Raw genomic sequence first — 15,530 nt, forward strand, 5'->3', positions numbered from 1 at the left:
CAAGGCGGTTATCAATAATGATAAAACCGCCGTAATTATATTTTCACTTAATGATTAAAGTCTTGCTTGTTCTATTTGTTTTGCAACATTTAGGTTTATATTTAGCCATATTGCTTCAAGTGTCGAAACCAGGCCGTCGTATCCATCATCATCAATAGGGACCAATTGCGAAAAGTTATGAATACTTATAAGGCGTCGGCCTGTTTCTGGGTGTGTGTAATATAAACGCCAAAGCCCAGAGATATCAGCATTACCTTTCATATCGCCATTAAAGTGGTGAATTTCGTATTCCAGTTCATAAAACGTTTGTTGATCGAGTTCAGTAATGACCGGTAAGCCCTTTATTACCATCCAATTTGGCATAGCATTAAAAAGAGCTTGCTGGGCTGTTGTAGTAAGCATTACATCCGGCGATTCGCCCCACAAGTTGTAATTAGCAGCATGAATTTGGTTGCTATCTATTTTCATAGCAATACCTAAATTATTTAGAGCACCTCTAAGTACAACTGTTTGTATTCTTAATTGTGCGTCTGTGTCTGTCACATTTCGAGACGATGCACCAATAGGCTGCTCAAACTGATAATACTGTGTGGCAGTTTGTATTGATGAACTACAACCTGCCAATAGTAATAATAAACTTGCAGTTAAAAATAACGATTTCATTATTGCTTCCTTGGTTTTGGATCTGCTGGTAATGATTTATCAAAAATTAGCATATTAGGTTGTTCGTTTAATCCGCGAGTTAGAGGCTGTAGGCCCTCACTTAAACGTTTAAACTCTTTTAATGTTTGCTGTATTTGATGATGAAGTTCAGAACCTGCTTGGTAACTGGCCATGGTTTTATCAAATTGGCGCATAGTTACTTCAAACTGCTCCATACTTTTTGTCATCTTTTCGAAGTTACGATTAAAGTCGCCTGGTAAGTTTTGTGTATCTTTTTGGCTTAGCAGCTCTCGCATTTCATTAGCAAGCGCTCGGTAATCGGTAAATGTGGCTTGCATTTGTTCTAAGCTATCTTCAACTTTTAAGTTATTTACCTTATTAAGTACGTCAGAGACTTGGTCTGCTAATACGGTTATGCCGCTAGAAATACTCGGAAAAACATCATACTGTACAAGTTTACCTAGGTGTGCTTGCGGTGCATCTGGGTATATATCAAAATCAACGTACACTGCACCCGTTAATAAATTACCAGGCTTTAACGAGGCGCGCATACCACTTTCAATCCAGCCTTTTAAACTACCTTGCCAATACTCTTTAGCTGAGGCACTGTCGTGATACAAGCGTCCGTATTCTACTTTTATAAGTACTGGAACCGCCGTATTATGGTTTCTAAAGTGGGCAGGTTTACCGTCAATAATTACATTGGCAGGGGTTTCAACAACAGTACCTACACGCATACCTCTATATTCGACAGGAGCACCTGGGCGTAGTCCTCGAACTGATTGTTCAAATTCAATGAGGTAGTAATCAAAATCGTAAAAGCGCTCTTCTAGCGCCTCTTTATAGCTTTGGCTTAATGAAAAGCTATGTCCGTCTTGTGCTATTTCACCCGGGGCCTGTTGTTCAGGTAAGCCAACCGAAATGCCGCCTTTTAAAAGTTTACTTAAAGAGCCCGTATTAATATTGATGCCATCGGCAGATAGGTCAATTTCAATCCCTGCGTTCACCCAAAAAATAGAGTTCATGGTGATGAGATTTTGATAAGGCTCTTTAATAAATACGCCGTACTTCATTGCTTGGTTTTCCCAATCAAAAGTGGCGGTTTCTATTTGCCCTATTTTATAATTTTTGAAAAATATACCGGTACTCACATCAAGCACTTCAGCGTTGTAACTCATTAATTTGAAACGGCCACCTTTCACATCTTTACCAATGAGGGCGGGTTCGTCTTGTAATTTAAAACGCTCTTTTAGCTCTTTACTTTCACCGGGTGAAAACTCTAAATATACACCAGATAATAGCGTGCTCATTCCGCTAATACCCGTTTCATCAATGCGTGGCTTTACGACCCAAATTTTGGCATCATCAGTTAATAGGTTATTGTAGTTTTTGTCTATTTGTGCACGGGCAATAACGCTGTCTTGGGTGTCTGATAGTCGAACATGATCAATTTGACCTATTTTTACACTGCGCACTTTTATTTCAGTTTTACCTGCAATAATGCCCTCGGCTTGTGGCATCTCGATAAAAATTGTAGGGCCTTTATTAGCTTGGTATTGGTATAACATCCACATGCCCACTAACAGCGCAATTGCCGGAATGATCCAGATAGCGGAAATTTTCGGTTCTTTTGTTATTTCGGCAGTTTCGGTCATGCTTTGTTCTCTGATTTTTTGTTTTTAGGGGAATCCCACAACAAGCGTGGGTCAAAGGCATGGGCAGCCATCATTTGGCATATTACCATAACTGTAAAAAATACAATGCCTAATCCTGGTGTTACTGACATTAAATTACCCAGTTGAACTAAGGCAACTAAAATAGCAACCACGAATACATCTATCATCGACCATTTTCCAATAAACTCAGTCAGTTGATAAATTCGGGTGTAACTTTTTGTATGTCTATTGGCAGGTCTCGTTACCATAAAGCATAAAAAGCTCAATACAAAAGCTTTAGCAAGTGGCACCACAACGCTGGCTAAAAATATAATAGCGGCAATAGGGTAGGAGCCACTTTTCCAAAGAGTAATAACACCACCAATTAAAGTCGAAGGGGATTCATCCCCAAGACTAGTGGTATGCATAATAGGCAAAACATTAGCTGGAATATAACAAACAACAGAGGTAATTAGCCAAGCTGCTGCTTTTTGTACGCTGTAAGGATTTCTAACGTGCGTTTTTGTATGGCAACGCTGACAAATATTACCGGTACATAGTTGATGGCACACATGGCAGGCTTTAATATTTTCATCTATTGCACGTTTAGCATGCTCTGCGCCTTCGAGTACTTTTACAGGCTTTATTTGAGCCCATAAGCGTGGGCGATTTAAGTGAACAAGCGCAGCTATGTATAAAATAACAAACCCCACATAAGCCCAAAAACTCGTGCCAAAGCTAATATCAGCCAGCGACATGATTTTAACCATACTAACAAGTACGCCAATTAAAAATATTTCCGACATAATCCACGGTTCTAACGCAAGGGTGAACTTTAGTAGTCGCCTTGCTATGCCCTCTGGTAATGTTTTTAAAAGCCCAAGATGCAAAGGAATTAAAATAAGAAGCAAACCCATAGGCAGAGCGATAATGCTCAAATCGATAAATAAGCCAAGCAGTTCACTATCGTAATTAAATAAAATCCGAGCCGCGTCGGGCAGAGTAATAGTTTGAGTAATACCACTACTGCTAAAAGAAATAAAAGGGTAAAACATACTGCTCAGCAGCATTAATAGTGCGCTAAAGCTTAGTGCAACTATACGACTATCGTGATTAACATCGGCTTCGCAAAGTTTATGGTGGCAATGTGGGCATATCGCCATTTGTTTTGCGATTATGCGAGGTATATCTATGATCAGATCGCAGCAGGGGCATACAGTTTGCAATTTAATACCAAGCAAGAAGAATATTTCTTCAATTTTGCTATATTTAATACATTAATACAACGCGTTCTGCCATCAAGCTGTTCGTTATATAAAGGAAGCGTGTGAAATATTATTTTTACTACATATTAATGTGGCTCTTTTTTTGCTCGCAAAATGCTGTGGCTATTAATAAAGAGCGAGAGGTAATGATCGCTGCCAGCGCATCAATTCCACCCTATGTTTTTGTAAAAACGGACTCGGGTATACACCTAAATTTAATAAAAGCCGCGTTAAAGGCCAATGGATTTACTAATATTAATGTGCAATATATGTCGAATAAACGCGCTGAGCATCAATTACATAATAAAGGAGTAGATATACTTTTAAATTATGCTGGAGGAATTAGTGCTGGTATTTATCCAAGTAAAACGGTACTTAGTTATGAAAATGTAGCTATTACACTCAAGCGAAATAAATATAACATTGATAAAATAGAAGACATGTTTAATAAAAATGTTCTTGCTTTTCAAAATGCAACGGCATATCTGCCTCCTATATTTAAAAGGAATGTTAAACACTTTAGCTCATATCAAGAGGTTATTAATCAAAAAGCGCAGGTAGATAAGCTGTTAAAAGGTTGGGTTGATGTAATTGTGTTAGATAAGCGTATTTTTTACTATTATTACAATCGGCATAAATCCCCCGAAGCTGTACAAATTTACACTTTATTTCCAAAAGCAGATCGACCTGCTTATTTTAACAACTTCTCTTTAGCTACTGAGTTTGATATTGGTTTGGCGCTCATCAAGCAAAATGGTACTTATAAAAGGATTGTTGATGAAGGCCAAACCCAATCATCAATCAAATAAAGCCACTGTTTGACGTGTAAGCGCTATTAGCTCACCCGACTGCGACCATATACAGCCATCCTCTAAACCGTAACCATCTTTTGAATGATGAGTGATTGCTTCAAAGCCAAGCCACTCGCCGGGTGTTAAGTTTGGCTCTTGTACAAATTCTAAATACCACGACATGCTACTTGCAGGAGCGGGTTGTTTAAACATTTGTAAAAGTGTTGGCGGCCATGCATCTGTCAATGCAATAACATGAGCCTCTGTAATTTGCTCTGGGGTGTGCTTAAAGCGCATCCAGCCACCTAAGTGAGAGGTTTCTGCACTACTAAATGGCATACCCCCTTGCTGTGGGCATAAATCAACATGCTGAAAAAATTCAGGCATCTGACCTTTTATAAAAGGTAATGTATGGCGCTCATCTACTGGCTTTAAACCCAAAGATTTTGAAACAGGCACATTAATACCCGACTCTCTACTTTTAGCAAAACACGCTTGTACAATTACGCACACTTGTTCATTTTGAATCGCTTTGGCGAGTACCTGTGTACTGCTTTTACCTTGGCGCAGTATTTCAATTGATAAAGAAAAAGGAGTATCGGCAAGTAATGGTCCTACAAAATTAGTACTGAGTGAAAGTAAGCGACGATCATCCGTTACCTTACCTCTGATTGCTTGATACAACAGTGCGGCTGAAAGCCCACCAAAAGCAGTTCTGCCTTGGCACCAGTTTTCTGGAAATTGCATTGTACTATTTAATTGTTCTGTATTTTCGGCTTGACCAATTTTTTCCGCTTGTTGAAGTAGTTGCTCAAAATGCATGAAGATGTCCTTTTGTAGTGCTATTTAATAAATTTATAACACAATCAAACTAGTCAGACCAGTAATTAAAAGCGTCCCTGGCGGTGTAAAAATCACCATTCCTTACAATTATTAGGGTTATTTTGTAAATAAATCACAAAAAATGAATTTTTTTTCATTTTTACAGTTGAAATAAGTTTGGAGCAACCCTATTTACTAGTCATCGAACGTTTAACGAATATTGAAGTTGGAGAGATTTCATGGGTAAAATTATTGGAATAGATTTAGGTACTACAAACTCTTGTGTTGCAGTACTTGATGGTGGCAAAGCACGTGTTATTGAAAACGCGGAAGGCGATCGCACAACCCCGTCTATTATTGCTTATACGCAGGACGGCGAAACATTAGTAGGTCAATCTGCTAAGCGTCAAGCGGTTACTAACCCGACAAACACATTATTTGCAATTAAGCGTTTAATTGGTCGTCGTTTTGAAGACGAAGAAGTACAACGCGATATCGGCATCATGCCGTTTAAAATTGTTAAAGCTGATAACGGCGATGCATGGGTAGAAGCGGGCGGCGAAAAACGCGCTGCACCACAAATTTCTGCTGAAGTACTGAAAAAAATGAAGAAAACAGCTGAAGACTTCTTAGGTGAAGAAGTAACTGAAGCCGTAATCACAGTACCTGCATACTTTAATGATTCACAACGTCAAGCTACGAAAGATGCTGGTCGTATTGCGGGTCTTGAAGTTAAACGTATTATCAATGAGCCAACGGCTGCGGCACTTGCTTACGGTATGGATAAAAACCGTGGCGAAAACGTAGTTGCAGTATATGACTTAGGTGGCGGTACTTTCGATTTATCAATCATTGAAATTGATGAAGTTGAAGGCGAGCACACTTTTGAAGTACTTGCTACAAACGGCGACACTCACTTAGGTGGTGAAGATTTCGATAACCGCGTAATCAACTACTTAGTAGCTGAATTCAAGAAAGATCAAGGCTTAGACCTTAAAAATGATCCGCTTGCAATGCAACGTGTTAAAGAAGCTGCTGAAAAAGCAAAAATTGAACTTTCATCTGCACAGTCTACAGAAGTAAACCTTCCGTATGTAACTGCTGATGCATCTGGTCCTAAGCACATGAACGTGAAACTAACACGTGCTAAGCTTGAGTCACTAGTTGAAGATTTAGTAACTAAAACAATTGAGCCACTTAAACGTGCACTTGCTGATGCTGATTTATCAGTAAGCGACATCAACGACATTATTCTTGTTGGTGGTCAAACACGTATGCCTTTAGTACAAAAAATCGTTGCAGAGTTCTTCGGTAAAGAACCTCGTAAAGATGTTAACCCTGATGAAGCAGTAGCCGTAGGCGCAGCGATTCAAGGTGGTGTACTTGCTGGTGACGTTAAAGATGTACTATTACTAGACGTTTCTCCATTATCTCTAGGTATTGAGACAATGGGTTCAGTAATGACTGCACTGATTGAGAAAAACACAACGATTCCTACTAAGAAATCGCAAACGTTCTCAACAGCTGAAGATAATCAATCTGCTGTAACAATCCATGTACTTCAAGGTGAGCGTAAACGTTCAAGCGACAATAAATCTCTAGGTCAATTTAACCTAGAAGGTATTCGTCCAGCACAACGTGGTACACCGCAAATCGAAGTAACATTTGATGTTGATGCCGATGGTATCTTACATGTATCTGCTAAAGATAAAGATACAGGTAAAGAGCAAAAAATTACGATTCAAGCATCTTCAGGCTTAAGCGATGACGAAATTGAAGCGATGGTTCGTGATGCAGAAGCACATGCTGAAGACGATAAAAAGTTTGAAGAGCTTGTAGCTGCTCGTAACCAAGCTGACGCTTTAGTTCACGGTACACGTAAGCAAGTTGAAGAAGCTGGCGATGCATTACCAAACGAAGACAAAGAAGCAATTGAAGCTGCTGTTGTAGATTTAGAAGCTGCAATTAAGAGCGACAATAAAGAAGAGATTGAAGCTAAAACTCAAGCTCTTGCTGAAAAGTCTCAAAAACTAATGGAAATTGCTCAAGCGAAAGCACAGCAAGGTTCAGCAGACGCTGGCGAACAACAGTCAACTAAGCAAGACGACGACGTTGTTGATGCAGAGTTCGAAGAAGTGAAAGACGACAAGTAATTGTTGCTACCGCTTCTCGCTAGCCAAAAACACTTAACTCAGTTAGGTGTTTAGGTTAGGATGAACAATTGAGGCGCGCGAGCAATAGCTTGTCGCGCCTTTTGCATGTATTCAAGGTTTAAAAATTCAATGATAAATCGATGCGATTTATCGATTTATCCTGCAGCTTACGCTGTAAACAGAAAAGAGTAGTGTGATAGATATGTCAAAACGCGATTATTACGAAGTCCTCGGCGTAAGCAAAGATGCGAGTGAGCGAGACATAAAAAAAGCGTATAAACGCTTAGCGATGAAATATCATCCAGATCGTACCGCAGGCGATAAAGATCTCGAAATAAAATTTAAAGAAGTTAAAGAAGCGTACGAAATACTAACCGACGATCAAAAACGTCAAATGTATGACCAACATGGTCACGCAGCCTTTGAACAAGGTGGTGGCGGTGGTCACGGTGGTTTTGGTGGCGGACATGGCGACTTTGGTGATGTATTTGGCGACGTATTTGGTGATATTTTTGGTGGCGGCGGTGGTCGACGTCAATCTCGTCAACAACGTGGATCTGATTTACGTTATAACATGGACTTAAGCTTAGAAGAAGCTGTTCGTGGTAAAGAAGTTGAAATTAAAGTACCTACATGGGTTGGTTGTGAGCCATGTGATGGCAGTGGTGCTAAAGCGGGTTCTAAACCTAAAACATGTACTACATGTCATGGTGCTGGCCAAGTGCAAATGCGCCAAGGTTTCTTTGCTGTTCAGCAAACGTGTCCAACGTGTCAGGGACAAGGTCAAATTATTTCAGATCCTTGTAACAGCTGTCATGGACAAGGCCGCGTAGAAAAAACTAAAACGCTTTCAGTTAAAATTCCAGCTGGCGTTGATACAGGTGACCGTATCCGCTTAACGGGTGAAGGCGAAGCCGGAATGCATGGCGCGCCATCGGGCGATTTGTATGTGCAAGTGTCGGTTCGTGAACATGAAATATTTGTACGTGAAGCGAATAATTTATATTGTGAAGTGCCAATTAGCTTTACTACAGCAGGCCTTGGTGGCGAAATTCAGGTGCCAACACTTGATGGTCGTGCAAAACTTAAAATACCGTCTGAAACTCAAACGGGCAAAATGTTCCGTATGCGTGGCAAAGGTGTTAAGTCTGTACGCAGTGGTGCCCAAGGCGATCTAATTTGTAAAGTGGTAATCGAAACGCCAGTTAATCTTAACGAGCGTCAACGTGAACTACTTCAAGAGTTAGATGAAAGCATGGGCACAGATAGCTCTAAAAACCGTCCTAAAGAGCAAGGCTTTTTTGACGGTGTTAAAAAGTTTTTTGATGATTTAACTAAATAAATTTAAATTATTATGAACAAAAAAACGACGCTTTTAGCGTCGTTTTTTTTGCTTTAAACTTAATTTTTGTTACTGTGAATAAAAAAGATGAAACAGCATGACACCAGCAATAGATCTGCTTAAAAAGCAAAAAAAAACCTTTGAAGTACTCAGTTATGAGCACGATAAGAATAATAGTCATTACGGGCTTGAAGCCGTTGAAAAGTTAAATTTAGACAGTGCACAAGTATTTAAAACCTTAGTACTTGAAACACATGAAGGGCATCTGATTGTTGCTGTAACGCCTGTATCTCAACAAGTTAATTTAAAACAGTTAGCTAAACTATGTGGTGCTAAAAAAGTAATTATGGCTGCCCCACAAAAAGTACAAGTTAGTACCGGTTATATTTTAGGAGGGGTGAGTCCGCTTGGACAAAAAAAACGTCTAGCTACGTTTATTCATAGCAGTGCTTCTCTCTTTGACACTATTTATGTGAGCGCCGGAAAAAGAGGCTTAGAAATAGCACTCTCGCCAACTGATTTAGCCTTATTGACCAATGCAAAATTTGGCGATTTATAAATTTTATTTTTATAATTACCTTCTATACCAAAAATTAATTTAAGTTAGGCCATTTGCTCAATCCCCTATTTATAACTACATTGGGAGTATCTTTATACCGTTAATATTTAATACCAAACGGTATTACACTTTTTGTATATGGCTGTTTGTATGAACCTTTTAGATGTTGATTATTTTGCGATACTAGTGGCTGCACTGTCTTCTTTTATGCTTGGTGGTATATGGTATTCAAAAGCTCTCTTTAAAAATGCATGGCTAGAAAGTATTGGCTTAACTGATCTGGATTTACAATCGGCTAACCCTAAGTTGATATTTGGTGGCAGTTTTTTTTTAGTTTTTATAGCGGCTTTAATGCTATCTCTTTTTTTAGGTAAGGATGCAAGCGTAGGTGAAAGTATAGGAACCGGCTTTGTGATCGGCTTTTTTTGGATCAGTAGTTCATTTGGATTGAGTTATATATTTGAGCAACGCCCTCTAAAGCTTTTTTTAATTAACGGGGGGTACCATATTTTACAGTTTTCGTTAATGGGGCTCATTTTAGGAATATGGCCGTAAGATTTAAATAATCAGCAAATCCAAATTTGATCCTTATCTACGAGTAGAGTAGTTTTATATAATCCCATTTATACAATTTGGTAAAGAAACTAATGAAAATATTAGTTGTTGATGATATGCCACTCATGCGACACGTATTAATTAATATGCTTAGAAAACTAGAGTATAGCAATATCGTTGAAGCAACTGATGGATTGCAAGCTTTGGTATTTCTGCGCAACCAGCATTTCGATTTGGTTATTACTGACCTTCATATGCCAAAAATGGATGGCGTTAGTTTACTTACTAACATTCGAAAAGATAAAGAACTCGCTGATATTCCCGTTTTAATGGTTACTTGTGAAGACAGTACAGATAAAGTTAAGCAAGTTATTGCAGCTAAGGTATCAGGGTTTATAGTCAAACCTTTTAATATGAATGTATTGTCATCTCAGTTAAACCGCTTCTTTTTTAAAGATTAGAATGTGTTTATTTTATAAGGGCTATATTTTAATGGGCCTTTATAGATTAAGTCTGCCGTATCTAAATTCTAAGTCAGAGGTGGTAACCTTTACCCATCTAAACTGATATAATTGCTAATTACTCTTTATATAATACCGCAGGACGTAATGGCAAAACCCAACAAAAAAGGCCCTACTAAAACGGTTGATATTTTTTGCTCTGCTTGTAAAGCCTCTTTATTTAAATATCGAAAAGGGGGGAAAGGAGCATTAGTTAAGTGCTTTAAAGAGCGTATTAGCCAAGACTTTACAACAGAGGCTTGTATTTGCCCTAACTGTAGCCGGCCATTTGCCCGAGAAGCGATTATTCGCGGTGCGCCTGCCTATAAAATAATTGGCGGCAAAGTAACCTTTAAATAAGGTATATGAAGTAATACTAAACCGCAATAATACTTAATTAAGCGAATAAGTATAAAGCCTTGTGCATGCGGACATATGGCCTTGTTAGAATTTACCATATTGATAGAATCGCCCGGTTTGCTGTTTCAATGAATGAAAAAATACCCTCCCCATGGATCGGGCCAGTTTATTGGGTTATTTAAAAATGGATAAAGGATAGTTTCGTGATAGCACTCTTATTTGACATCATAGGCATGACAGGTACTTTTTTAGTAGTTGGTTCATTTTTTTTACTGCAGCTAGGTAAAACATCTCCAGCTAGCTTAACGTATAATATGATGAATTTAACAGGGGCAATTTTACTGTTAATTAGCCTTTGTTATAACTTTAATTTAGCGAGCTTTGTAATCGAGATATTTTGGATTGCAGCGTCGTTAATTGGCTTATATAAATATGTTAAAAATAGATCAACATTAGCTACAAATTAATTGTTTTTTAATTTAATGCTAAACAGATCGCTGTAAACATAGTTGTTTACGGCGATTTTTGTTTTTAAACACTTTAAAACTGTTGTTAACAAAAAGTTTATATCTCTGCTAGAGATTAGCCGTTACACTAGCGCCCTAAAATTTTCTTGGCTATTTTTTGCGAGTTCTTCATGTTTTCTTTTTCTAAAAAAATCATTACTGTTTGTGTGTTACTCGTACTTATATTAGTTGTTACGTTTTGGCTTGGTCGTTCTCATGATGTTGAGCAAGCAACCTACCAGGCTGAGCGCCAAGTTACGCAATTAAATAACTATATTGATACTGAGCTTGCTCGTTTTTCTGCTATTCCCCAGTTACTTACCTATAACTCGTTAATGATAGACTTTGTAGATGCGCAGCCACAGCACTATAACGCTATTAATAACTACCTTGCTGATATTCAACAAGCCAGTGGTGCCTCAGATATTTTTGTTCTAAATACTCAAGGCGAAGTTATTGCCAGTAGTAATTGGCAAGCAGATTATACTTTTTTAGGTAGCAACTTTGCGTTTAGACCTTATTTCAAACGTGCATTTGCAGGCGAAAAAGTAGCGTACTTTGCATTAGGCATGCGCTCTAAAGAGCGTGGTATTTACTTTTCACAAGCAGTATATCGCGACAATAAAGCCATTGGTGTTGTTGTGTTAAAAGTGAATGTAAGTAAATTTGAGGATGACAGAGAGCTTCTAAATACTTCAAAGGGTAGTCACTTTTTTTTGCAGCTTGCAGATGAGGTAATTGCAATGTCAGATATGCAAATGTGGCGATTAAACAGCTTCACTGAGCTTGATATAACGATGCGCAGAGATATTAAATCTCGTCGGGCTTATTTAGATCATCAGCCTTTGTATATAAAGCAGTTTCAATTTTCTAATGAAGGTATTAAACATTTAAAAATAGATAAAAAACTTTACGTAATGTCGCAAAGACCTTTACGATATTTTAATGCCACAATGAACGTACTCGTTGATATAACAAAAGTTAATTCAGCTCAACTGCCTCGCTTATTTTGGGTATTTATTATCTGTAGCTTAGTTATTATTATTAGTTATATTTTATTAACTCGGTTTGCGGGTTATAAAAAGCTGGTGTACTCCAGACATAGCCTTGAACTTGAAGTCCTTGAGCGCACTCAGGCTTTGGAAAAAGTACAAACGGCTTTAGTGCAGTCTGCAAAGCTTGCGACAATAGGACAGCTAAGTGCAGGAATTAACCACGAAATAAACCAGCCGCTCAGTGCTATTAATACTTATTTAGCTTCGGCAAAGCGTTTATTAGCTAAAGGAAATACTTCAGCACTTGGTGAAAGCTTAGTAGTGATTGAGGGATTAGTTAATCGAGTGCACCAAATTGTAGGTCAGTTAAAGCATTTTAGTAAACCTTCCAAAATGCAGCTCAGACCTTACCCTCTTGCAGGGCTTGTTAATAACGCATTAATGATTTCTAGCGCGCAGTTAAAGCAAGATAACGTACAAGTAGAGCCACCTCAATTTGATGAAACAGTCGTTGTGTGGGTCGATTCGCTTAAATTTGAACAAGTACTCGTTAATTTAATTACTAATGCTAGCCAAGCTATGAATGGCGCAATTATTCGTAACTTAAGTTTTCAGCTGGAGTGTTTTGAAGAGCGCGTAAAACTGTCGATTTTAGATACTGGCTCTGGTATTGAGCAACATGCATTTGGTAATTTATTTGAACCTTTTTATAGTACTAAATCAAGTAAAGGTTTAGGCCTTGGTTTATCTATATCAAAACAAATAATAGATTCGTTTAATGGTTGTTTGAGCGCGCACAATCGAGTTGAAGGCGGGGCTGAATTTATAATTAGCCTCTCTAACAGGCAGGAAAATAAAGATGATTGACAGCTCTCCATGTAATCACATAATAGTCATTGATGATGAAGCAATGATCAGAGACTCTTTAAAGCAATTGCTCACTCTCGAAGGATACACCGTTGATTGCTTTAATGACGCAAGTACCGCTCTTAGCAAACTCAATAGGCGCTTTGCTGGAGTTGTGCTGAGCGATATAAATATGCCGAACATGGATGGCTTAACGCTTTTAGAGCAAATAACGGCTTTTGATAGTGAGCTCCCTGTAATATTTTTAACTGGTTACGCTGATGTATCGATAGCAGTTAAAGCGATGCAATTAGGTGCGTATGATTTATTTGAAAAACCAGTTAACGAACATCTTCTTGATTGCATAGCACGAGCGTGCGACAAACGAAGCCTTGTTATGGAGAACCGCGCATTAAAAGTGGCTGTACAGAAAACCTCAGCCCCAGGTGTACGCATACTAGGTGACACACCTAAAATGCAACACATGATGCACTTATTAAACACAATTATAGATACCCCAACCGATGTAATGATTGAAGGTGAAACTGGCACAGGTAAAGAACTTGTAGCGCGGTATCTACATGATCAGAGTAATCGCTCTAGCTGTAATTTTGTTGCTATTAATTGTGGCGCAGTACCAGAGCAGTTAATAGAAAGCGAATTGTTTGGTGCAGCAAGTGGTGCATATACAGGGGCTACTCAAAGTCGAAAAGGTAAGTTTGAATATGCACAAGGTGGTACGGTCTTTTTAGATGAAATAGAAAGCACTCCAATGGCACTGCAAGTTAAGTTATTACGCGTATTAGAAGAGCGAAAAGTAACACCTGTAGGCGATAACAAAGCAATTGATTTAAACATCAGAATTGTTGCAGCTACAAAAGTAGACTTACTTGCGTTAGTTGAAAAGGGTGATTTTAGAGCTGATTTATATTACAGACTTAGTTTGGTTAACGTTAATATTCCGCCATTACGAGAGCGAAAAGCTGACATATTACTTTTGTTTAAACACTTTAGCTCTATTGCTGCAACTCGCTATCATAAGCCGCCGGCGGCAGTAAATTACGAAATACAACAGCGGTTAGTTGCCTATGACTGGCCGGGCAATGTGAGAGAGCTAAGAAATCAAGCAGAGCGAGCTGTATTACTTGGTGCCGAACTTGCCTTTGCTGAAGTTAAAACACAACAATTAGGTGGCTTATCTCCCGATTTAAGCTTATCTGAAAAAGTCTCTTTTTATGAGCAGTCACTTATTGAGTACGCGCTTGAGCAAAACCACGGCAGTATTAAAAACACCATGGAAACACTGCAAATTGCTCGTAAAACACTTTACGATAAAATGAGTAAATACAATCTTAATAGAGATATGTTTACTGACTAAATGTGTGGGTTTGGTGACAAGACCCACTTTCTTATGTGTGGTAATTCACACGCTTTTATTTAAATTAAACGACTTATTTTAGTAAGCTATTGAAATAGATTGCTTTTATACACTTGGCAGTAAAGTTGCCTTATTAGCGCTACAACAAGTAGATTCTAATAATTAGGGCACACGATGACAAAAACTACACACACCTGTATTTTATTTCTATCCTATGGTTGCTTAGCTACATTTTCACACACATCTTTTGCTGCAGAGTACGCTGTATACGGTAAAGCCGAAGTACAAATTGCCAGTACTGATACGGGCATAATGCGTTATGCCGAAGAGGGTACTCAAATTGAAGCGCCATACTCGCGTATTGGTATTAAGGGCGATCATAAACTTAACGAATATTTAAGTGCTGTTTTTAAATATGAGGTACAAGTTAAAGGTTTTGAAGAAGATGATACGCAAGAGCCTTTTACTGCACGTAATACTTACTTAGGTTTAAAAGGTGCTTTTGGTGAAGTTGTTGTAGGTCGTAACGACACTCGCTTTAAATACTCTGAAGGTAAACTCGATAACTTTAACGAAACTCAAGCCGATATGGCACAGGTTATTGCAGGCCAAGACCGCCTCGGTGATACTATAACTTACACCTCAAACTATTGGCATAATACGCAGTTTTCGTTTACTTATGCGCCAAAAGATGACAATAAAGACGATAAAGCAGGCTTTGCTGCTACGCTTATTTATGGTGATCGTAATTTAAATAATACGCCATATTACTTATCGTTAAGCCATGTTGATTCACTTAATAATATTACTGCAAGCAGAATTGCCGGTGTTTATAAGTTCGAACAATTACAACTTGGTGCGTTATACCAACATTCAGAATCAGTAGATGGCACAAAGTCGGGCAATGGTTACGTATTAAGTGCCAGTTATACACTTGATAAGTGGGTGCCAAAAATTCAATTTGCTAAAGATGACTCAACTCTTCGTCAAGCATCTGAGGCAACGCAATGGAGCACAGGCCTTGATTATGTATTTGATAAGCAAACTACAGCTTATCTTTTATATACCGATCTTAATTTAGAAGAACAAGACGACAGCAGTGTTGCGCTTGGTCTTAAATACAAGTTTTAGAGGCTAGCC

The 15,530-nt window shown here is 38.4% G+C and carries 15 protein-coding genes; 11 read left to right on the forward strand and 4 right to left on the reverse strand.

Features of this window, described 5'->3' with window-relative positions; all coding sequences use genetic code 11:
* Window positions 1-54: 54 nt before the first annotated feature.
* From AAEY62_RS09485 to AAEY62_RS09495, 3 genes are read right to left on the reverse strand one after another with little or no spacing between them, the layout of a single operon-like run.
* Window positions 55-663 carry a PqiC family protein gene (locus AAEY62_RS09485; protein ID WP_024591806.1) on the reverse strand — a complete coding sequence of 203 codons (609 nt, stop codon included), beginning with the start codon at window positions 661-663 and terminating at the stop codon, window positions 55-57.
* Window positions 663-2,318 (reverse strand): intermembrane transport protein PqiB, encoded by a 1,656-nt coding sequence (gene pqiB / locus AAEY62_RS09490; RefSeq protein WP_024591805.1) that lies wholly within the window; start codon window positions 2,316-2,318, stop codon window positions 663-665. Before pqiB ends, AAEY62_RS09485 begins: the two co-directional genes overlap by 1 nt.
* Window positions 2,315-3,481: a paraquat-inducible protein A gene (locus AAEY62_RS09495; RefSeq protein WP_010553945.1), complete on the reverse strand. Its 1,167-nt coding sequence runs from the start codon at window positions 3,479-3,481 to the stop codon at window positions 2,315-2,317. The genes pqiB and AAEY62_RS09495 overlap by 4 nt, the downstream gene beginning before the upstream one ends.
* A 164-nt stretch (window positions 3,482-3,645) precedes the next feature.
* Here AAEY62_RS09495 and AAEY62_RS09500 point away from each other — a divergent pair, with 164 nt between their 5' ends.
* Window positions 3,646-4,392 (forward strand): substrate-binding periplasmic protein, encoded by a 747-nt coding sequence (locus AAEY62_RS09500; RefSeq protein WP_350634858.1) that lies wholly within the window; start codon window positions 3,646-3,648, stop codon window positions 4,390-4,392.
* Here AAEY62_RS09500 and AAEY62_RS09505 read toward each other — a convergent pair.
* Window positions 4,381-5,196, reverse strand: a complete 816-nt coding sequence (locus tag AAEY62_RS09505; RefSeq protein ID WP_010553943.1) for a thioesterase family protein — start codon at window positions 5,194-5,196, stop codon at window positions 4,381-4,383. The genes AAEY62_RS09500 and AAEY62_RS09505 overlap by 12 nt on opposite strands.
* A 239-nt stretch (window positions 5,197-5,435) precedes the next feature.
* Between AAEY62_RS09505 and dnaK the strand changes: the two genes are divergently transcribed.
* From dnaK to AAEY62_RS09555, 10 genes are all read left to right on the forward strand, one after another.
* Window positions 5,436-7,349: a molecular chaperone DnaK gene (gene dnaK, locus AAEY62_RS09510; RefSeq protein ID WP_024591803.1), complete on the forward strand. Its 1,914-nt coding sequence runs from the start codon at window positions 5,436-5,438 to the stop codon at window positions 7,347-7,349.
* A gap of 202 nt (window positions 7,350-7,551) precedes the next feature.
* Entirely contained in the window at window positions 7,552-8,691 is a 1,140-nt protein-coding gene (gene dnaJ, locus AAEY62_RS09515) for a molecular chaperone DnaJ (RefSeq protein WP_010553942.1), read from the forward strand.
* Between the two features lie 97 nt (window positions 8,692-8,788).
* Entirely contained in the window at window positions 8,789-9,250 is a 462-nt protein-coding gene (ybaK, locus tag AAEY62_RS09520) for a Cys-tRNA(Pro) deacylase (RefSeq protein ID WP_024591802.1), read from the forward strand.
* 150 nt (window positions 9,251-9,400) lie between these two features.
* Window positions 9,401-9,805 carry a DUF1761 domain-containing protein gene (locus AAEY62_RS09525; protein WP_024591801.1) on the forward strand — a complete coding sequence of 135 codons (405 nt, stop codon included), beginning with the start codon at window positions 9,401-9,403 and terminating at the stop codon, window positions 9,803-9,805.
* A 92-nt stretch (window positions 9,806-9,897) separates the two neighbouring features.
* Entirely contained in the window at window positions 9,898-10,266 is a 369-nt protein-coding gene (locus tag AAEY62_RS09530; protein WP_010553939.1) for a response regulator, read from the forward strand.
* A 147-nt stretch (window positions 10,267-10,413) separates the two neighbouring features.
* Complete coding sequence (locus AAEY62_RS09535) at window positions 10,414-10,665, forward strand: hypothetical protein (protein ID WP_007585454.1); 252 nt, start codon at window positions 10,414-10,416, stop codon at window positions 10,663-10,665.
* A gap of 203 nt (window positions 10,666-10,868) precedes the next feature.
* Window positions 10,869-11,132 (forward strand): CBU_0592 family membrane protein, encoded by a 264-nt coding sequence (locus AAEY62_RS09540; RefSeq protein WP_010553937.1) that lies wholly within the window; start codon window positions 10,869-10,871, stop codon window positions 11,130-11,132.
* Window positions 11,133-11,302: 170 nt separating this feature from the next.
* Window positions 11,303-13,033 (forward strand): sensor histidine kinase, encoded by a 1,731-nt coding sequence (locus tag AAEY62_RS09545; RefSeq protein WP_024591800.1) that lies wholly within the window; start codon window positions 11,303-11,305, stop codon window positions 13,031-13,033.
* Window positions 13,026-14,390, forward strand: coding sequence for a sigma-54-dependent transcriptional regulator (locus tag AAEY62_RS09550; protein ID WP_024591799.1), 1,365 nt, complete (start codon window positions 13,026-13,028; stop codon window positions 14,388-14,390). Before AAEY62_RS09545 ends, AAEY62_RS09550 begins: the two co-directional genes overlap by 8 nt.
* A gap of 174 nt (window positions 14,391-14,564) precedes the next feature.
* Window positions 14,565-15,521: a porin gene (locus AAEY62_RS09555; protein WP_222714202.1), complete on the forward strand. Its 957-nt coding sequence runs from the start codon at window positions 14,565-14,567 to the stop codon at window positions 15,519-15,521.
* The last annotated feature ends 9 nt before the right edge of the window (window positions 15,522-15,530 follow it).

It is taken from the genome of Pseudoalteromonas sp. GW168-MNA-CIBAN-0100 (assembly GCF_040309225.1).
GTDB lineage: Bacteria > Pseudomonadota > Gammaproteobacteria > Enterobacterales > Alteromonadaceae > Pseudoalteromonas > Pseudoalteromonas arctica.